Source organism: Streptomyces sp. NPDC050211, from assembly GCF_040656035.1.
GTDB lineage: Bacteria > Actinomycetota > Actinomycetes > Streptomycetales > Streptomycetaceae > Streptomyces.
On the sequence record NZ_JBFALC010000024.1, the window covers coordinates 96,524 to 115,939 of the forward strand.

Annotated in this window: 12 protein-coding genes; 4 read left to right on the top strand and 8 right to left on the bottom strand. The window is 70.3% G+C overall.

The annotated features are described in order from the left end of the window. Positions 1 to 27: 27 nt before the first annotated feature. Together AB0I98_RS23890 and AB0I98_RS23895 are read left to right on the top strand one after the other, a co-directional pair. A complete protein-coding gene (locus tag AB0I98_RS23890; protein ID WP_362944875.1) occupies positions 28 to 1,107 on the top strand; it encodes a LacI family DNA-binding transcriptional regulator in 1,080 nt (359 codons plus the stop codon). Positions 1,108 to 1,352: 245 nt separating this feature from the next. Further along, the gene (locus AB0I98_RS23895; RefSeq protein WP_362944877.1) at positions 1,353 to 2,213 is read left to right on the top strand and encodes an alpha/beta fold hydrolase; all 861 of its coding nucleotides are present in this window, start codon (positions 1,353 to 1,355) and stop codon (positions 2,211 to 2,213) included. Positions 2,214 to 2,258: 45 nt separating this feature from the next. Here the strand turns inward: AB0I98_RS23895 and AB0I98_RS23900 are convergent, their stop codons facing one another. Genes AB0I98_RS23900 through AB0I98_RS23910 form a run of 3 tightly spaced genes read right to left on the bottom strand, consistent with a single transcriptional unit; the run spans position 2,259 to position 7,965 of the window. Then, positions 2,259 to 3,803: an alpha-L-fucosidase gene (locus tag AB0I98_RS23900; RefSeq protein WP_362944879.1), complete on the bottom strand. Its 1,545-nt coding sequence runs from the start codon at positions 3,801 to 3,803 to the stop codon at positions 2,259 to 2,261. Positions 3,804 to 3,815: 12 nt separating this feature from the next. Then, entirely contained in the window at positions 3,816 to 5,651 is a 1,836-nt protein-coding gene (locus AB0I98_RS23905) for a family 20 glycosylhydrolase (protein ID WP_362944881.1), read from the bottom strand. Further along, positions 5,644 to 7,965 (bottom strand): alpha-L-fucosidase, encoded by a 2,322-nt coding sequence (locus AB0I98_RS23910; RefSeq protein WP_362944883.1) that lies wholly within the window; start codon positions 7,963 to 7,965, stop codon positions 5,644 to 5,646. Before AB0I98_RS23910 ends, AB0I98_RS23905 begins: the two co-directional genes overlap by 8 nt. Before the next feature lie 254 nt (positions 7,966 to 8,219). Here AB0I98_RS23910 and AB0I98_RS23915 point away from each other — a divergent pair, with 254 nt between their 5' ends. Further along, complete coding sequence (locus AB0I98_RS23915; RefSeq protein WP_362944885.1) at positions 8,220 to 9,563, top strand: amidase family protein; 1,344 nt, start codon at positions 8,220 to 8,222, stop codon at positions 9,561 to 9,563. Positions 9,564 to 9,716: 153 nt separating this feature from the next. Here the strand turns inward: AB0I98_RS23915 and AB0I98_RS23920 are convergent, their stop codons facing one another. Continuing rightward, positions 9,717 to 9,890, bottom strand: a complete 174-nt coding sequence (locus tag AB0I98_RS23920) for a hypothetical protein (protein ID WP_107082809.1) — start codon at positions 9,888 to 9,890, stop codon at positions 9,717 to 9,719. Between the two features lie 473 nt (positions 9,891 to 10,363). On the opposite strand from AB0I98_RS23920, the gene AB0I98_RS23925 reads away from it, so the two are divergent. Continuing rightward, on the top strand, positions 10,364 to 10,813 hold the full coding sequence (locus AB0I98_RS23925; RefSeq protein WP_362944887.1) for a hypothetical protein: 450 nt from the start codon (positions 10,364 to 10,366) through the stop codon (positions 10,811 to 10,813). 25 nt (positions 10,814 to 10,838) lie between these two features. Here the strand turns inward: AB0I98_RS23925 and AB0I98_RS23930 are convergent, their stop codons facing one another. From AB0I98_RS23930 to AB0I98_RS23945, 4 genes are all read right to left on the bottom strand, one after another. Then, complete coding sequence (locus AB0I98_RS23930) at positions 10,839 to 12,332, bottom strand: SDR family NAD(P)-dependent oxidoreductase (protein WP_362944889.1); 1,494 nt, start codon at positions 12,330 to 12,332, stop codon at positions 10,839 to 10,841. Positions 12,333 to 12,833: 501 nt separating this feature from the next. Beyond that, positions 12,834 to 14,177 carry a wax ester/triacylglycerol synthase family O-acyltransferase gene (locus tag AB0I98_RS23935; protein WP_362944891.1) on the bottom strand — a complete coding sequence of 448 codons (1,344 nt, stop codon included), beginning with the start codon at positions 14,175 to 14,177 and terminating at the stop codon, positions 12,834 to 12,836. 145 nt (positions 14,178 to 14,322) lie between these two features. After that, a complete protein-coding gene (locus AB0I98_RS23940; protein WP_362944893.1) occupies positions 14,323 to 16,641 on the bottom strand; it encodes a GH92 family glycosyl hydrolase in 2,319 nt (772 codons plus the stop codon). Between the two features lie 20 nt (positions 16,642 to 16,661). After that, positions 16,662 to 19,259 carry a PA14 domain-containing protein gene (locus AB0I98_RS23945; RefSeq protein ID WP_362944895.1) on the bottom strand — a complete coding sequence of 866 codons (2,598 nt, stop codon included), beginning with the start codon at positions 19,257 to 19,259 and terminating at the stop codon, positions 16,662 to 16,664. Positions 19,260 to 19,416 lie beyond the last annotated feature (157 nt).

Sequence of the window (19,416 nt, forward strand, 5' to 3'; positions counted from 1 at the left end):
TAATGCGTCGGGGAATGAGGAATCACCATGTCAGGCAGGCGGTCACCGACCCGCAGACCGACGATGAAGGACATCGCCCGGCACGCCGGGGTCTCCCAGAGCGCCGTCTCCTTCGCGCTGAACGGCCGGCCCGGGGTCTCCGAGGACACCCGCGACCGGGTGCGGCAGGTCGCCGAGGAACTGGGCTGGCGGCCGAGTACGGCCGCCCGCGCGCTGTCCGGGGAGGGCGCGGCCACGGTCGGCTTCGTCCTCGCCAGGCCGGCCGAGACGCTGGGTGTGGACTCGTTCTTCCTGCAACTCGTCTCGGGCATCCAGGAAGTGCTGGCGGAGCGTCATCTCGGGCTGCTCTTCCAGGTGGTGGAGGACATCGAGGACGAGTGCGCGGTGTACCGGCGCTGGTGGGCCGAGCACCGCGTGGACGGCGTCCTCGTGGTCGACCCGCGCACCGACGACCCCCGGCCGGACCTGCTCGACGAGCTGGGCCTGCCAGCCGTGGTGATCGGCGGCGCCCCGGACGAACGGCACCCCGGCTTGTCGACCGTGTGGGCGGACGACGCCGGCGCGATGGCCGCGGTCGTCGACGAGCTGTACGCGCTCGGGCACCGGCGGATCATGCACATCGCGGGACTGCCGGGCCTCGCGCACACCGAACGCCGGGTCCGCACGCTGCGCGCCGAGGCCGCCCGGCGCGGGCTCACCGGCGTGGACTCGGTGACCACCGACTACTCCGACGCGGAGGGCGCGGCCGTGACCCGCCGCGTACTCGATGCCCCTACTCCCCCGACCGCGCTGATCTACGACAACGACGTGATGGCCCTCGCCGGGGTCGCCGCCGCCACCGAGCTGGGCTTCTCGGTGCCGGCGGACGTGTCGGTGGTCGCCTGGGAGGACTCGGCCCTGTGCCGCATGGTCAAGCCATGGCTCTCCGCCCTGTCCCGGGACAGCGTGGAGTTCGGGCGTACGGCGGCGAGGGAACTGACCGCCCTGGTGGACGGAGGGCCGGCGCGGACGGTTCGGGTGCCGGTGCCGCGGTTGATTGTGCGGGACAGTACGGGGCGCTCCGCGGGTAGTGCCGGGGTCGGTCGTGCGTCGTCTGCGGCGCCGTAGGAGCTGGTCGCGCAGTTCCCCGCGCCCCTTGGCGGCGATGCCGGACCGTAGGCGAGTTCGTCAGGGACAATGGCCGTATGCGGTTCAGGGGATCGGCTCGTGTCGTGCTCGCTCTTGTGCTGTCGGGCGCCGTCGGCTGTACGACTAGTGACGGCGGCGGCGATGACCAAGCGCGCCCTAGTCCACCGGCGTCGGCCCGCACCACCACGCAGAGCCCCACGCCCTCCCCCACCCCGGTCAACCCCGTGTCCATCCCCGGCCTGATCGAGCGTGAGCACACCGGTTCCGGGCTGAAGCTCGGCACCGTGCTGGCCCGCACCTCCGCCTACACCAGCTACGAAGTTACGTACGAGGCGAACGGGCTGACGATCTCCGGGCTTATGAACATCCCCACGGGCAAGGGGCCGTTCCCGGCACTGGTGCTGGCGCACGGGTATATCGATCCGGACGTCTACACCACCGGCCGGGGGCTCTCGCGCGAGCAGGATCTCCTCGCTCGTAATGGCTATGTCGTGCTGCACACCGACTACCGCAATCACGCGAGGTCGGACAAGGACGCCGACAACGACGTCAATCTCCGGCTCGGGTATACCGAGGACGTGATCGGCGCGGCGAAGGCGCTGCGGTCGTCCGGGCGGGCGGAGATCGACGGTGACCGGATCGGGCTGCTGGGGCGGTCGATGGGTGGGGGTGTCGTCTACAACTCCCTGGTGGTGGCTCCCGGTCTGTTCGACGCCGCCGTCGCCTTCGCTCCGGTCAGCGGGCACCCGGAGGAGAACATCGACCAGTTCCAGCGACCCGAAGGGGACCCGCTCGTCGGCCAGATCGAGGCCGAGCACGGCACGCCCAAGGAGAATCCGAAGTTCTGGCGCGAGGTGTCCCCGCTCACGTACGTCGACCGGGTCACCGAGCCGCTCCTGATCCATCACGGCACCGTCGACGACACCTGCCCCATCGCCTGGACCCGGCACACCGTGGCCGCGTTCGAGAAGGCGGGCAAGGATGTCGAACTGCGCACCTATCGCGGCGAGGGCCACACCTTCTACGGGCAGTGGCCGCGCTCGATGGAGACCACGATGAACTTCTTCGAGGAGCATCTGCGCTGAACGGTGGCCGCCAGGTCGCCGACGCCCTGGTGGCCACCTGCTCCCTCAGACCCGGGACCGGTACAGCCCGAACTCCGCGATCCGTACGGCACTCCGGGCGCCGGTCACCCGCAGCCGCCACCGGCGGGCCCGCACCGGAGCCGCCAGCAGCAGGATCCGGCTCGCGCCGACCGTCCCCGCCCCGGTCACCTCCGTCCAGGCGCCGTCCACGTGGGCCTCGACGACGAAGCTCTCCACCTGCTGCCCGTGCCGGATGTCCTCCGCCAGCCGGACACGGTCCACTTCCCGCTCCTTTCCGAGGTCGACGGTGACCCGCCCGGGTGAGGCCGTGACACGGGCTCCCCGCGCCAGGTCCTCGGGCAGCTCCCGGTCGACACGCTCGCGGAACTCCCGCAACCGGACCACGTCGGCGGCGGGCAGCAACCCGTCGGTGTCCGGCGGGATGTTGAGCAGCAGCACCGAGTTGCGCCCGACGGACCGGAAGTAGATGTCCGTCAACTGCCCCACGCTCTTGGGTTGTTGGTCGGCATGGTAGAACCAGCCGTCCCGGATGGACACATCGCACTCGGCCGGCCACCACTGGAGGTAGTCCGCCACCGGCTGCGCCGCCACGAGCGCGTCACGGCTGCCCATGTCGGGGGCGTCATAGGCGAGGGCGTAGTCGGTCCGGCCGTAGTCCTTCTCCTGGACCGGTACGACGCTCCACTCGTCCTCGCGGGCCAGCCCGCCCTCGTTGCCGACCCACCGCACATCCGGGCCGGAGACCGCGATCACCGCGTCCGGGGCGAGCGACCGCACCAGGGTGTACCAGCTGTCCCAGTCGTACTTCTCGACCTTGTCCGGCGGGATGCGCCCCTGGGCTCCGTCGAACCAGACCTCGTCGATCGGGCCGTACTCGGTGAGCACTTCGTAGAGGTGGTTGAGCATGTGGGCGCCGTAGTCGGTGGCCGGGAGGCTGTACGACTCCTGCGGTGTGCGGTCGTCGCCCTCGACGAGCGTGGGGATGGTGTGCGTGGTGCGGGCGCTGCCGTTGGCGTACACGCCGTGCAGGTACTGGTTCTCGTCGGCGGGCGAGATGTAGACACCGACCTTGAGGCCGTGGCGGCGCATGGAGTCGGCGAAGGAGCGGAGCACGTCGCCCTGTCCGTTCTGCCAGCTGCTGGAGGCCACGGTGTGGCCGGTGTAGCGGGAGGGGTGGAGCACAAAGCCGTCGTGGTGCTTGACGGTGAGAATGGCGAGTTGGAAGCCGCCGTCGCGCAGGGCTCTGGCCCATTGGTCGGTGTCGAGGCCGGCCGGCTGGAACACGTCCGGGTCCTCGTCGCCGGTGCCCCACTCCAGACCGGTGAAGGTGTTCACGCCGAAGTGCAGGAACGCGGTCCGTTCCAGCCGCTGCCAGGCGATCTGCCGTGCGGTGGGCCGGACTTGGGACGCCTTGCGGACGAGGTCCGCCTCGGTGTCGTCCGGGGAGACGGGGATGCGGTAGAAGGGGCCTTCGGCCTCGGAGGGTGCGGCCGCCGCGGGGATTCCGGTCACGGCGAGCGCGGTGGCGGCGGTTGCTCCGGTGACGAAGAGGCGTCTGGAGACAGTCATCGGTGAGACTCCTCAGCTCAAGTGCCAGACGGTAGAGGGGAGTTGGTCCGGCGGGTACTGCACGAGCCGGCCGTCGTCCGGGCTCAGGGTCATCCGCGTGATGGCGTTGACGAGCCGGTAGCCGCCGGCGACCGGCTCCAGCTCCCAGCGCTGCATGGTGTTCGTGGCGTCGCAGACCTGCGCGGTCGCTTCGGCGCCCGGCTGGAGCGGCACGTTGAGCGTCAGCTTTCCGCCGCGCACCTCAAGGCAGCCCTCCGCGGTCCGCAGGGTCAGATAGCCGTCAGCCGTGCGCTTCACCTGAGCCGTGAACGACAGCCCGTCCGTCCGGAAGGTGTACGTCCCGTCCGCCACCGGCGACCGGGTCAGGTCCCGCCACCCGGGCGCATGCCCCACGGCCGAACCGCGTGCGGTGAACTCGGCGTACGTGGCGTCGGGGTGCGGATCGCCCCAGGTGGCCTGGGCGATATGGCGCAGCGCGGGCCACAGCCGCTCGGCGACCTCGTTCTCCGTCTCCCCGCGGCCGTTGTCGGGCCAGAGACTGATCTTCGCGCCGGTGATGCCGTCGGCCGAGGCGAGTTTCTCGCCTTCGAAGCTGCGCGGATCCCAGCTCTGCTCGTACAAACCCTGGGTGTCGGAGTGGAAGCCGCCGCGGACGAGGTACAGGGCATAGGCGGCATTCATCAACGGGTAGCCCTGGTCAACGAGTTGGCTCGGTTTCACGGCCACGTTCAGCCAGTGCTCGACCGTCGTGCCCGCCGCCACGGGCACGGTGTTGGCGCCGGTGAGCCCGTCGTTCCAGATGCGCAGCTTCTTGCCCTTGGCCGCCGCGTAGGCGTGGACGCGGTTGACGAAGTCGACGAACGCGTCCTGGGGCGTGGCGTCGGGGCCGTACTTCTCCCGCGCGTACTGCAGGACGTGCGGGTACTTGGCGAAGTCGGAGCCGAGCATGTACTCGTCGGCGCCCATGTGCCAGGACGTGGACGTGAAGACCTGCGCGTACTCGTCCATCAGGCTCGTGTAGTAGGCGAAGGCCTCGGGCCGGGTGATGTCGAGGCGCGAGGGCTGCTTGTTGCCGTCTGTATCGGTGAGCTGCAGGTCGGGACGGTTCTCTATCCACGGGTCCATGTGGCCCGGGGAGTTGATCTCGGGGATGATCTCGACGTGGTACTTGGCGCCGAGGGCGACGAGTCGGCGTATCTCGACCTTGGTGTAGTAGCCCCAGGTGTTGGCCTCGGGGTGGGCGTCGCTCTTCACCTTCAGCTCGAGGAGCAGCTGGTTGAGCTTGTGGTACGCCATCTCGCGGACGAGGTTCTCCAGCCAGGGCATCGAGATGTGGATGTAGCAGGCGCAGACCCCGACCCCCCGCTCCTCGTAACGCGGCACGTCGACCGTCCGTCCGGCGGGGATCCTGTCGCCCTGCGCGAGGAGTTGCAGGACGGTCCGGGTGCCGTAGAAGGCGCCGGTCTCGCTCGCGCCGGTCACCGACAGCCGCTTGCCGGCGTGGAGTTCGTAGCCCTGGCTGCCGAGCGAGGTCCTCCCGCGCTGTACGTCGATCACGATGTCACCGGCGCGCGCCCCGCCCCGTACGACAGGAACCGTGCCGTGTCCCGCGGCCCGCAGATCGTCGGCGAGGGTCTGTGCGACCCGGCGCTCGGCCCCGGAGCCGGCGACCAGACGAGTCCCGTTCCCGTAGGCGTAACTGCCTTGCTCTGCCGTCCAGTTAGCCAGCGCGGGCACGGTGACCGGTGACGCTTTCTCCTTCGGTGCCGCCTGCGCCGGTACTCCGAAGAGCATCAGCACCGCGACGAGACCGATCAGTGCGAACCGTCTCTTCCCGCGCTCAGCCATGCCACTCCACCTTGAACACCCACGCGTAACGACCCGCCTTCCGGGCCGCCTCGGGTACGTCGATCACCAGTGCTCCGTTCCGTACGGTCCAAGTGAGGGGCCGGTCATGGCCGAGCATCGTCACCTTGTCGCCGGCCCGGACCGGGACGGGGGCCTCGACGGTGAGCTGTGCGCCCGGTCGGGCAAGGGAGTGAATGTAGAAGGCCTCGTTCGGACGGACCGTGAACCTGAGGTCCTCGCCGAGTTGCGCCATCCGCGACCAGTACGTGGTGTCGTAGATCGCCTCCCCGTTGATGCGGAGCCAACGGCCCGTCTCGCGCAGCCGGGTCTGCATGATCTCCGGGATGGTGCCGTCGGCGCGCGGGCCGATGTCGAGGAGGAAGTTGCCGTTCTTCGAGACGATGTCGACGAGGCTGTGCACGACCTCCTCGGCCGTCATATAGGCGTCGTCGGGGGTCGCCTTGTTGTAGCCGTAGCTGAACGGGTCGAGTCCGCGGCTGGCCTCCCACTTGGCGACGACCGTGTTCTCGTACGTCGTGTACTCGGGGGTCGTGAAGTCGTGGAACCCGATGCCGGAGCGGTTGTTGACGGTGACCTCGATCGGCCGGGCGCGGTTCTTGGCGTGGTTGAAGTACTCGGCGAGCACATGGACGCTGTCGTTGACGCCGCCGATGTCGCACCACAGCACCGACGGGTCGTAGCCGTGGATCAGCTCCAGCATCTGCGGCGCCTGATAGTCCTTCACATAATCCTTGCCGGCCGAGTAGCCGGTGTACGGCACCGGTTCGAGGGTGTACGGATTGCGCGGGGCATGGCCCATCCAGGGGTTGTCCGGGTTGAACCACTCCGGCATCGAGAAGTACAGGCCCCGGTGGAGTTCGGGCGTGTAGCGGCGGGACGCCTCGAACAGCTCCTTGATCAGGTCCCGTCGGGGGCCCATCTTCACCGAGCTGCGGTCGGAGACCTTGGTGTCCCACAGCGCGAAGCCCTCATGGTGCTTCGAGGTGAGGACGTGGTACTGGGCGCCCGCGTCCCGGAACAGCTCCACCCACGCGCGCGGGTCGAACCTCTCCGCCGTGAACATCGGGATGAAGTCGTCGTACGCGAAGTCCTCGCCGTAGGTCTCGCGGTGGTACGCGTACACGGCGTTCGCCGGGTCCTGCATGTGGTTCCAGTACCACTCGGCGTACTGCTTGCCGACGGGCGACCAGGCGGGCACCGAGTAGACGCCCCAGTGGATGAAGATGCCGAACTTGGCGGAGTGGAACCAGTACGGCGCCTGATGGCCGGAGAGGGAGGCCTCGGTGGGCTGGTAGTCGGCCACACCGAGGTTCAACTTGCTTGATTTGGCGGTGACTTGTGCCCCTCGGCCGGTCACGGTCACCGAGCCGTCCCGGACGGTGCCGGGTGCCGTGCCCGCGCGGTTGCGGATGCCGATGCGGACCCGGGCCTGCTCGCCGGGGTCGAGACGGCGGATGCGGGCGGGCTCTACGGTGCGGGCGCCGGGTACGTCGACGCGCACCGACACGGCGTCTTGGGCGAGTAGGGCGACGGTGCCCGCGTTGACGATCGTGGCCTCGACGCTCTGGGCGCCGGTCTCCTCCAGCAGCGAGTTCGTGGAACGGGCGGCGCGGAGAGCCAACGCCCGGCCCTGAGCGACGGGTTGGAGGGAGAGCGCGAAGACATGCAGGGACGCCTTGTTCGCCTCCGCCGGGTTGGTGACGGGCAGGGTGACGGCGACCGCCTCCCGCTGCGGGTCGAGCCACACCTCCGACGTGCCGATCCCGACGCTGTGCTCGTCCTTCGTCCCGTCCGGGGCGTAGCGGTACGGCGCCGACAGTGAGCCGCCCGCCGAGTACCAGTCGGCGCCGCCGAGCCCTGCCGTCGTGGTCGCGCCGTCGGCGTAGTGGACGGTGGCCTTGCCGGAGGCGTTGCCGTAGCTGCCGGCGGTGAGGAAGAAGGCCGAAAGGTAACGGCCCTTGGGCAGTTCGATGCGCTGGCCGAGCGCGACAACGTTGTTCGCGGCGTCCGCGGACGGGAAGAGGAAGGGAATGCCGTCGACCTCGACCCGGCCGGAGGGGAGTTCCTCGCCCGGGAAGGTGTAGCCCGAGCCGTCGAAGTCCCCGCCGCGGGCGGCGGCGGTGTCGATGCCGTCGTTGTCGTACAGCCCGTCCAGCGGGACGGGGACCGGGTCGGGGACGGGAACCCACTGACCGGCGGCGTGCGCCTCGGCGGTCACGGTGAGCGGAAGGGCTGCGGAGGCGGCCACGCCCGCCGCGACACCCAGGACCAGACGTCTTGGATACGTACTCATGAGCGGCTCCAATTCATCGGATGTCCGATGATTGAGCGGGCCTCTGAGCCTGTCAATGGGGCGGAACGGCAGGAGAGTTGAGCGATTGATCGGAGGATCTGCTGTTCAGCGGGCGGCTCTTGGGCACACCCGCGCGAAAAGTCCAAGAACCGCCGCCCGAATGTCCAAGCCCCGCTCCCCCTCGACGTGCCGCCCGGTCCCGGGCACAGTTCTCCCTACATACTCGCCGGTAGACGCACTGTGAAGGAGCGCACGTGACCAACTGGACCGGCCGGACCGCCGTCGAGATCGCCGCCGCCGTACGGGAGAAGCGGGCCACACCCCGGGAGGTGGTGGCCGAGCACCTGGCCCGGATCGAGCGGCTCGACGGCCGCGTCGGGGCGTTCCGTGTGGTGCGCGCCCAGGCGGCGCTCGCCGAGGCCGACGAGGTGGCGGCGCGCGGGGATCTGGCCGAACTGCCGCTCGCCGGTGTGCCGGTGGCCGTGAAGGACAACCTCGCCGTACGGGGCGAGTCGAACCGCATCGGCTCGGCCGCGACCGCGGACACCCCCGCCGAGCACGACCATGTCACCGTGGCCCGGCTGCGGGCGGCGGGGGCGGTGGTGGTGGGGCTGACGAACGTGCCGGAGCTGTGCGTCTTCGGTACCAGCGAGGGCGTCCACGGCACGGCCCGCAACCCGTGGGACACCTCCCGGTCGGCGGGCGGTTCCTCGGGCGGCAGCGCGGCGGCGGTCGCCGCGGGGCTGGTGCCGATCGCCCTCGGCAACGACGGCATGGGCTCACTGCGCATCCCGGCGGCCAACTGCGGCCTCGTCACCATCAAGCCGGGCAACGGTGTCGTGCCCGCGGGGATCGGCGAGGGCGACTGGTTCGGCATGTCCGAGAACGGCCCCCTGGCGACGACCGTCGAGGACGCCCGCCTGATGCTGTCGGTCCTCGCCGACACCGATGCCGTACGACCGCACGAGCCTGCCTCGCGCAAGGTCGCCGTCTCCCTGCGCAGCCCGCTCGCCGGCGTCACCATCAGCAAGCCGTATGCGGAGGCGACCCGGGAGGCGGCCGGGGTGCTGGCCAAGGCCGGGCACCAGATCCGGCGTGCCGATCCGCCGTATCCGCTGTCGCTGAGCTTCACCTCGCTCGCGCACTGGACGGCGGGCACGGCGGTGGACGCCAGGGATTACGACCCGCGTCTGCTGACCCGGCGCACCCGGGTCCATGCCGCCGTAGGGCGGCGCTTCGTGGGCCGTGTCACTTCCGGCGACAGCAGGGAGCAGCTGCGCAGGAGGCTGGAGCCGTTCTTCGCCGAGCACGACGTGGTGCTCACTCCGGCGCTGGCCCGCCGCTCCCCCAAGGCCGTGGCCTGGCACGAGCGGGGCTGGCTGCGCAATGTGCTCGCCGACACCAACTACTCGCCGCTGACTCCTCCGTGGAACCTGACCGGCTGGCCCGCGCTGGCCGTCCCGTTCGGCTCGCTGCCCTCGGGCGCCCCGTGTGCCGTACAACTCGCGGGGCGGCCGGGGTCGGAGGCGGTGCTGCTGGAGCTGGCGGAGCAGATGGAGAAGCTGCGTCCGTGGCAGCGGACGGCACCGCTCGACTGAGCGCACCTGGCTGTGTCGATATGCGGCTCCGCCGCGGGGCCGCAGCGGACTTCGCACCCGACCTGCCTGGCCCACCCAGGGTCCTGCAACGCCGAAGCCGCGGCCGGTCGTATCGGCCGCGGCTGCGATCGCGAAGGGGCCTGACTGAGGGCGTCAGTCGACGCTGGGCAGGATGTGGGGCTCGGCGAGGTCGTCCTCGTAACCGGCCAGGCGGATGGGGGCCGAACGGGCCCACACGTCGAGGCTGCCGATCTCCCCGGGCCGCCGGCCCGCGCGCTCCGTGCGTTCCTTGGGGCGCTGTTCGCGATTCGTCTTCTCCGGTGTCACCGCGCACTCCTTATGTGTCGGGTCACCCTCGGGGCATACCGGCCACTCTGCTGCTGTGCGCCTGACGCCCGCTCGGGTCTGGGTCGAGAACTGTTCGGACGCGGTGGCGCCGGTAACTCAGGTGAGAGCAGGCTGTGATATCCGGCTCGTCCCCGGGACGGACTCTGGGTGTTGGGTAGGACCCCGTGCTGCTGTCCGTCCCCTCCAGAGTACCCAAATGAGCGGGGGTCCGCTCGATGGGGCTGAAAACTTGGGGTAACTATCACAAGTCGCCCGTGTTCGGTGGGTCATGAAATGCACGGCTTTGTCATGAGATGCCGTGCGCGAGCATCACCCGTTCGGCCTACACCGGCGACGACGTATTCGAGACAGCCGTATCGGTCGTCGCGCAGTTCAAGTCCCGTTGGCTGTGCCGAAAGCTCGCCATGATCTGCTGCGGTCAGACAACGGCTGTCTCGCGGGAGGACTGACGCATGGAGCTGCGCAGCGTCGAGGAGCTGATGGATCTACTGCACGCGTGCAGGGGCACGTGGGACACCCGGCAGCGCGCCGGTGACCGCGTCGATCTGCACGATCACGCCCTGCGGACCGCCGCGCTGCTGCGCCGCAGCCGTCCCGCCGACAAGGAGCTCCAAGTCGCGGGCCTGGTGCAGCCCATCGGCCGGCTGCTGTGGCCCGGTGACACGGCCGGGCACGACGACCGTACGGCCGACGCGGTGCGGGGCCTGCTCGGCGAACGGGTCGCCCGCCTGATACGCCGCCACTCCCGGCTCGGCACCCCCGTGGACGACGACCTGGTCAGCCTGCGTCAGGCCGAGGAGGAGGGCCGTAGCGCGGGGTTCGACGCCGGGGTGCTGGAGGACTGGCGCACGGTGCTGGAGCTGGTGGCCGCCCGCAACTCGCGGCTGGGGGCCGTCGACTGACGGCCCCCTCGTCGTCCGCCGGGCCTCACCACTTGCCCGGCGCGTAGTCCTTCAGGAAGACGCCGTACAGGTCCTCGCCCTGCTCGCCGCTGACGATCGGGTGGTAGACGCGGGCCGCGCCGTCGATCAGGTCGAGGGGCGCGTGGAAGCCGGCGTCGGCGAGGCGCAGCTTGTCGTAGTGCGGGCGCTCGTCGGTGATCCAGCCGGTGTCGACGGAGGTCATCAGGATGCCGTCGGTCTGGAACATCTCCTGGGCGCTGGTCCGCGTCACCATGTTCATGGCCGCCTTGGCGGCGTTCGTGTTCGGGTGGCCCGCGCCCTTGTAGCCGCGGCCGAACACGCCCTCCATCGCCGAGACATTGACGACGTACGCGCGCTTGCTGGGCGCCTTGCGCGCGGCCTCGGCCATCACCGACCGCAACTTGCTGATCAGGATGAACGGCGCGGTGTAGTTGCACAGCTGCGTCTCGAGCAGCTCCACCGGGGAGATCTGCTCGATGCTCTGCACCCAGGTGTTGGAGTCGACGACGTCGGGGACCAGGCCGCCCGCGTCGATGGCGGTGCCGTCGCGGTGCCGCTCCACGCTGGCGTTGCCGGCGACCAGGGCGAGATCGGCCACCTTCTGCGCGTCCAGGCCGGTGACGCCGACGGGGAGTGCGGCGAGGCCGTCGACGGCGCCGGAGTTGAAGGCGCCGATGACGTGGTGGGCGGGCAGTTCACCGGCGGGCAGCGGGGCGCTCTCGCCCTCGACCAGGGCGGCGTACGCGGAGGGCAGGCGGCGTACCGTCTGGGTCGCGTTGTTGATCAGGATGTCCAGCGGACCCTGCTCGGCGACCTGGTCGGCCAGGGCCACGGCCTGGGCGGGGTCGCGCAGGTCGATGCCGACGACCTCCAGGCGGTGGATCCAGTCCGCCGAGTCGTCCATCGCCTTGAAGCGGCGGATGGCGTCCTTCGGGAACCGCGTGGTGATCGTGGTGTGCGCGCCGTCCCGCAGCAGCCGCAGCGCGATGTACATGCCGATCTTGGCGCGGCCGCCGGTGAGGAGGGCGTGCCTGCCGGTGAGGTCGGCGCGGGAGTCGCGGTGGGCCCGGTTCAAGGCGGCGCACTGCTGGCAGAGCTGGTGGTAGAAGTAGTCGACCTCGACGTACCGGGTCTTGCAGGTGTAGCAGGAGCGCGGGCGCTGGAGTATCCCCGCGATCCTGCCCTCCTCGGTGCGTGAGGAGGGCAGCAGGCCCTCGGTCTCGTCGTCGATACGCTCGGCGGAGCCGGTCGCCGTGGCCTCCGTGACCGCCTTGTCGTGCGCGGTCTTCGCGGCCCGGCGCTCCTGACGGCGGCGCTGCTTGACCGTGCGGTAGACGCCGGCCGTGGCCCGGCGCACCGCGATCGCGTCGGGGTGGTCGACCTCCAGCTTGTCGAGTTCCTCGAGCACGCTGAGGCAGACGGCCAGCCGCTCAGGGTCGATGCCGGGCCCGTACACGACCTCGTCCGTGGTCGCCGAGCCGTCCTCTGTCACCGTCATCGCCGCTGCCGCTTCCTGATCCACCGCGCGGCGCTCCGGTCGAGTCCGCTTTCGAACGAGGAATTTTACGGAGCCCCGGCCCACACGCCAAACCTGCGCTGATCATGGACTACGGCCGGTGATCGAACCGGCGGTGCCAACGGACGGCGAACGGTGATCACATCCGCACCAGTCAGGGGCCACTGGCCCCCATGACGCCCAGCCCGCACGCGTGATCGCACCCGCGGCGGTCTTGGACCGCAGCTGCCCACGCGCCCGGGCGGCCCGGCGTGCTGCGGCGGATGCGACCACGCACCCGCGGTCGCCCACGGCGGTAAGGGGACGTGGTGGGGGTGTCCGCCCGCAGCGGTTGTCGCGTCAACACGGGCACCTCTGTGAGGGACCGAGCCGCGACGTTCCGAGGACGGACACCCCCACCGCGGCCCCGACCCCACCCCACACCGATGGCGCTACGCGCACCCCCACCCACCCGCGCCCCCCGCCGGGAGGCATCGCCACCGCTCACGGTGCGCAAGCGGCGATCAATGCCTCCACCTCCTCGGAGAGCGCGGCGGCGAGGCGGTCCAGGTCCGGGACGGCCTCCGCGTCGGCGACCAGGCCGTAGTGGACGCGGCCGCGGTACGTGGAGATCGCGACGGCGAGGGACTGGCCGCGGGCCAGGGGGGCGAAGGGGTAGACCTCGGTGAGGGTGTGTCCGCCGAGTTTCAGGCCGAGGCCGGGGAGGGGGACGCTGGTGACGAGGATGTCAAACCAGAGGCGGGCGCCCTGGCTGACCAGGGGGCCGCCGAGCCGGTGGGCGAGCGCCGGGACGTGGTCGGCGAGCAGCGCGACGGCACCGGCGCCCCGGCCCGGTCCCGCGTCCTTCTTGCGGTCCATGGCCGCGCGGACCGTACCGAGCCGGCCGAGCGGATCGGGGTCGCCGACGGGAAGCCTCATCAGGTAGCCGGAGAGCCGGTTGCCCTGGGGGTGGGCGGTCCGCGGGCGGCGTTTGGAGACGGGGATCAGGGCGCGGGGTGCCACGCCCTCGCTGCCGTCTCCGCGCTCGTCCAGCCAGCGGCGCAGCGCGCCCGCGACGACCGCGATCAGCACGTCGTTGACGGTGCCGCCGACGGCCTTGCGGACGATGTGCACATCGTCGATGTCGATGACGGCACCGGCGGTGCTGCGGGTGCCGCTGGGCTCGGTGGTGAGCGCGGGCGAGGAGCTCACGCCCAGGTTGGACAGGGCGACGGAGGCGCCGATATCGAGGGCCCGGCCCACGTCGGACAGGGCACCCCGCACCAGCCCCGGCAGCTTGCGCACGTCGGGGAGCAGGCCGCGCCCCGGCGGTGCGGGGCGAGGCCGGCGCTCGGGCAGGTCGATCGGGTCCAGGACCGCGGCGGCGAGCGTCAGTGCCCGCAGCCCGTCGGCCAGCGCGTGGTGGAACTTGAACAGCACGGCGAATGAGACGCCGTCCTCCCCGGGCAGCACATGCGCCTCCCACGGCGGGCGGGCACGGTCCAGCGGGCGCTCCATGAGCCGCCCCGCCACCTCGTGGAAGTCCCCGGTCGGGGCATGCAGCCGGATGTGGTCCAGCGGATCGAAGTCGGCGGCGGGCACACGCGCGGCGCCACCGAAGGCGGACGCGAACGTCGGCGGAAACGCCAGCGGCTGCCAGACGTCCCGGATCCGCATCCGCAGTCCGGGCACGGCGGCGGCCCGGGCGGCGAGCAGATCGGCCGCGTGGGCACCGGCGGTGGGCGAGTTCGCGGCGAAGACGCCGAGCGCGCCCAGGTGCATGGGGTTCCGGTCGGACTCGATGTTCCAGAACGCCAGGTCGAGAGGTGCGAGCAGGTCAGAAGTCAATGGCTTGCCTCGCGTCGACGAAGGGTGAGCCAGCAGTCAACCCCCCACGACCGATTACGGTCAAGTACGATCAAGCTACGCACAGTTAACAAGAGATTAAGTCCCGCCCCTTCTGAAAGGGGCGGGACTCATGAGGCGTCTGGGGTTACTTCAGCGCAGGTGGCGCCGCCTCCGCCGACGTTCCCCACTCAGACGGGCGCGAGCCGACCGTGAAATCGAGCGACCGCAGGGACCGCAGAGTGGCGGTGGTCAGATACGTCCGCTCGTAGGCCGATCCGTCCGTCCGGGCCGACTGGATGTAGCGGTCGGTGTCCGAGGTGCCGGGCGCCGTGATCGTGAGCCCGCCCCTCGGGTAGTAGCGGCGGTCCAGCGTCAGGTCGACCTGGTCGAAGACGGGTGTGGACAGGCCCCAGGTGTCGTAGCCGGGCTGGACCGGGAAGATCCCGATCGACGACAGCACGTTCCAGGCGGACATCGTCCCGAGGTCGTCGTTTCCGGTCATGCCGGTCGGCGTATCGGTGAACAGGGTCAGCGCGGCATGCACCACGTCGGTGGTCTTCCACGGCTGACCGGTGGACAGGTAGGTGTACGGGGCGATGAGGTCGGGTTCGTTCTGCGGGTTGTACTTGTCGGCGTTGTAGTAGTCGTACGGCCCGTTCACCCACACCTCGCGCGCGGTCTTCGCCGGGTCCGCCAGGAGCTGCTCGTAGGCGAAGAAGGAGTCGAGCCGGTCGTTGGTGGCCTGCGTTCCGCCGATCAGGTCGACCATGCCCGGCAGGTCCTGCGGTACGAGCCACTGGTACTGCCAGGACGTGCCCTCGTGGAAGCCCTCGCTCTGCGCCGGGTCGGCCGGTCCGGTGAAGGCGCCGGAGGCGTCACGGGCCCGGAAGAAGCCGGTCGAGGGATCGAAGATGTTCCGGTAGCTCTGGGCGCGGGCGGCATAGCGCGCGGCGTCCGCCGAGTGGCCCAGGTCCCTCGCCATCTGTGCGAGCATCGCGTCCGACAGGGCGTACTCCAGCGTCGCCGAAGCCCCGTGGTCGTAGTCCGAGTCACCGGGCTTCACATGCGGACGGCCCTTGATGTACGGCGCGAAGCCCTCGGCGAGGTACTCCTTGTTGGCCTCCCGCCCCACGGCCGGTGAGTCCGCCGGCGGCACCCCGTCGGCGTTCTTCTTCAGCGCCCGGTAGGCCCGCTCCTCGTACCCCTTGAGCAGCCCCTGCTGGTACGCATGGGTCAGGAACGGCGTCACCGGGTCGCCGGTCATGATGTTCGTCTCGACCGTGCCATAGCCCCATTTGGGCAGCCAGCCGCTCTCCTCGTCGATCTTGATCACCGAGATCGCCATGTCCCGTGCCTCACGCGGCGCGAGCAGGGAGAGCAGCTGGGACTGGGTGCGGTAGGTGTCCCACAGGGACCAGTTCTGGTAGTACGTGAAGCCCTTCGCGCGATGGATCTTCTGGTCCCAGCCGGTGTAGCGGCCGTCGGCGTCACTGCCGATGTTGGGCGCGAGGAACGACCGGTACAGCGAGGAGTAGAAGGTACGGCGCAGGGTGTCGCCGCCGCCTTGGACGCGTACGTCGTCCAGGCGGTCCTCCCACGCCTGCTGGGCCCGGCCACGGACGGAGTCGAACGAACGCCCGCCCTCGGCCCGGAGGTTGACCGCCGCGCCGTGTGCGTCGACGTACGACAGCGCGGTGGTCGCCTCGACCGTGCGGTCCCGGGTCGTGTCGAAGCGGACGTACGCGCCGTCCCGGCCGGTCTTCGAGCCCGCGGTCACCGCGCTGCCGTCCCAGGTGCCGTACGCCGTGAAGGGCCGGTCGAAGCGGGTGATCGTGTAGACGGTGTACGGCTCGGTGTCCTGGCAGAAGCCGCTGCCGGTGATGGCGGTGCGCACGGTACGGCTGTCGAGGATCTCGACCTTCGTGGCGACCGTCTTGTGCAGCGACTGGCCCGCGTTGAGCAGGACGTTGGCCTTGCCGGTGGCCGGGAAGGTGTAGCGCTGCACGCCGGTGCGCTCGGTCGCGGTGAGTTCGGCGTCGATGCCGGAGTCCAGGCCGACCTTGTAGTAGCCGGGGCTCGCCTTCTCGTCGTCGTGGCTGAACCCGGCGGCGTAGGCCGCGTAGTCCGTCTGTGTGACGTCACCCGTCGTCGGCAGTACGGGCAGGTCACCGCCGAGACCGCAGCCGACACCCGACAGGTGGACGAGGGAGAAGCCGCGGATGCGGTCGTGGGAGTAGTCGTAGCCGGTGTTGTGGCCGGTGTCGGGCGAGAGCTGCACCATGCCGAACGGCACGGCGGCGCCGGGGTAGGTGTTGCCTTCGTTCTCCGTGCCGATGAACGGGTTGACCAGATCGGTGAGGTGCCCGTCGTGCGGCTCGGCGGCCCGGGCGGCCGGGACGGTGCACAGCGCGGACGCTGCCACCGCCCCGGCCAGCCACAGGCGCAGGTGCCGGGTCCATCTCATCCTGCGATTCCTCCGGGGGGTTACGGGCAACCGGCCGGCACCGGCCGGGAGATGTCACGGATCAGCGCCTCGTGCGCGGCCTTCACGCGGGCCACGTCCGGCTTGAGGACCTTGCGGTCGTAGGTCAGCAGGCCGTTGAGCTCGCCCTCGACGTCGGCGATCTGGGTGTAGACGGCGCCGTTGCCGCCCCGGCAGGCCAGGGCGCGCACCTCGTCGAGCTTGGTGAGGTAGTCGTCGGTGTAGGTCGCCGGGTCGACGTCGACGTACGACTGCTGCACGGACCAGGCGTGTCCGGGGACCGCGAGGCCGAGGCCGCCGTACTCGCCGCTGACCAGGGCGCGTTCACCGTCGGGGCGGGGTGGCAGGGCGGGGCTGGGATAGCCGTGCTCGTCCATGATGTCGCCGGTGCCGCCGTCGGCCCCGAGGTTCAGCCCGGACTGGCCGTTGACCAGCCGGGTCGGGTCCCAGGCCTTGGCCTGCTCGGCGATGCGGCCGATGTCGTACTGGCCCCAGCCCTCGTTGAAGGTCACCCACATGACGATCGACGGGCTGCTGATGTGCTCGTCGATCATCTCCTTCATCTCGCGCTCGTACTGGGCACGCGAGGCGGCGTTCGGGGTCACTCCGGCGGTCATCGCGGGCATGTCCTGCCAGACCATCAGGCCCAGCTTGTCGGCCCAGTAGAACCAGCGGTCCGGCTCGACCTTGATGTGCTTGCGCACCGAGTTGAAGCCGAGCTGCTTGTGCACCTTCAGGTCGTAGGCCAGGGCCTCGTCGGTCGGTGCGGTGTGCAGGCCGTCGGGCCAGAAGCCCTGGTCGAGGGTGGCCATCAGGAAGATCGGCTCACCGTTGAGGATGGTGCGGGGGACGCCGTCGACCTTCTCCACGGCGATGGAACGCATCCCGAAGTAGCTGCCGACGCGATCCGAACCGACGCTCACCTTCAGGTCGTAGAGGAACGGATCGTCCGGCGACCACAGGTGCGGGTCGTCGATGGTCAGCGTCAGCGGCTGCCCGGTCCGGCCGCGCGCCGCGGCGACCTTCTGCTTGCCGTCGTACGCCGTCGCCGTGATCGGTACGCCGTCGCGGACGCCCTTCGCCTCGACGGTGACGCGGCCGTTCTGGACGTCCGGCGTGACCTTGAGCGAATCGACGTGGTCGCGGGCGACCGGTTCCATCCACACCGTCTGCCAGATGCCCGAACTCGACGTGTACCAGATGCCGCTGGGGTCCAGGCGCTGCTTGCCGACGGGCGGGTTCTCGCCGTCGGCCGCGTCGGTCGGGTCGTACACGCCGACGATCAGCTCCTGGGTGCGGCCGGGCTTGAGCGCGTCGGTGATGTCGGCGCTGAACTTGTCGTAGCCGCCCTTGTGCGCGGCGACCTTCTTGCCGTTGACGTACACCTCGGACTGCCAGTCGACCGCGCCGAAGTTGAGCTGCAGCCGCTGGCCGGAGCCGATGCGCCAGTCCGCCGGGACCGTGAAGGTGCGGCGGTACCACATGCGGTCCTCGTGCCGCTGGATGCCGGAGAGCTGGGACTCCACGGGGTACGGGACGAGGATGCGCTCGGCGAGGTTCTTGCCGACGGGCGGCTGCTCTCCGGCCTCGGCCGCCGCGAACTGCCAGCGGCCGTTGAGGTTGCGCCAGGCGTCGCGGGTCAGCTGCGGGCGCGGGTACTCGGGGAGCGCGTTGTCCGGGCCGACCTCCTTGGCCCAGGGGGTGCGCAGTTCGTACGTCGAGCGGTTGGCGCCGCTGCTCCAGAACGAGCCGATCTCCTTGCCGTCTGCGGCGAGTCCGCCCTGGCCGTCGTAGCGGACCTCCGCGGTGCCGCGTGCGGTGCCGGTCTTGTTGCCGACGACCGGTTCCTTGAGGCCCACGAGCAGGGACTTGGGGTCGGACGGGTCCAACCGGGCTGTCGTCAGGGGCCACTTGGCGCCGCCGATCACCGCCTCGATGTGGTCGGTGACGGAGGCCGGGGGTGCGGACAGCTCGTGTGCGAAGTCGAGTTTGAGCGTACGGCCGTCCCTGAGGACGGTGGTGGCGATGGCGCCGTCGTAGTCGTAGCCGTCGGGGAGCCGGAAGGCCGACTGCGGGACGGCGGCCTTGCTGCCGCCGGGCGGGGTCCAGCGCAGGTGGAGGTTGGAGCCGCCGTAGTGCTCGAAGTACTCCAGCTTGACGTCGTAGGCCTGCCCTGCCGTCAGTTCGACGGGCGCGGCGGTCTGCTCGCGGTCCCAGTCGTCCACCCAGTGGTCGATGACCGGCTTTCCGTCGATCCAGAGCCGGAAGCCGTTGTCACCGATGATCGAGAAGGTGGTGGGGCCGGTCTTCTCCGGCATGATCTTTCCGGTCCAGCGGACACTGACATCGTTGTCTTGACCGGTGGCGAAGCGCAGGCGCGGCTCCAGGTTGTCGAAGTCGAGGTTCTGGTCGAAGCCGGTGGCCTTCAGCTCGTGGAAGTCGAAGGCGCCCGGGGCGGAGTGGGTGTAGTACTCGCCCTTCAGGCCCTGGACCTCGACCGGGTCGTCGGCCGCCGCGGTGGCGGGCGACGGAGCGCTGAGACCGGCGAAGGCCAGGGCTGCGGCGAGCACTAACACGAAGCGGGATCTGAGGTGTCGCACGGATCCTCCTTGTTGAGGACGTGTGGCGGCTCTTGCGATTTACATCGTTGCAATCAACGGCAGTTGGCATGACAACACGGCTTCCGCTTCCCTGTCCAGGGACATGACAACGGCGGGGCATGACAACGGCCGACATGGGAAGGCCCGCCTCTCCCCC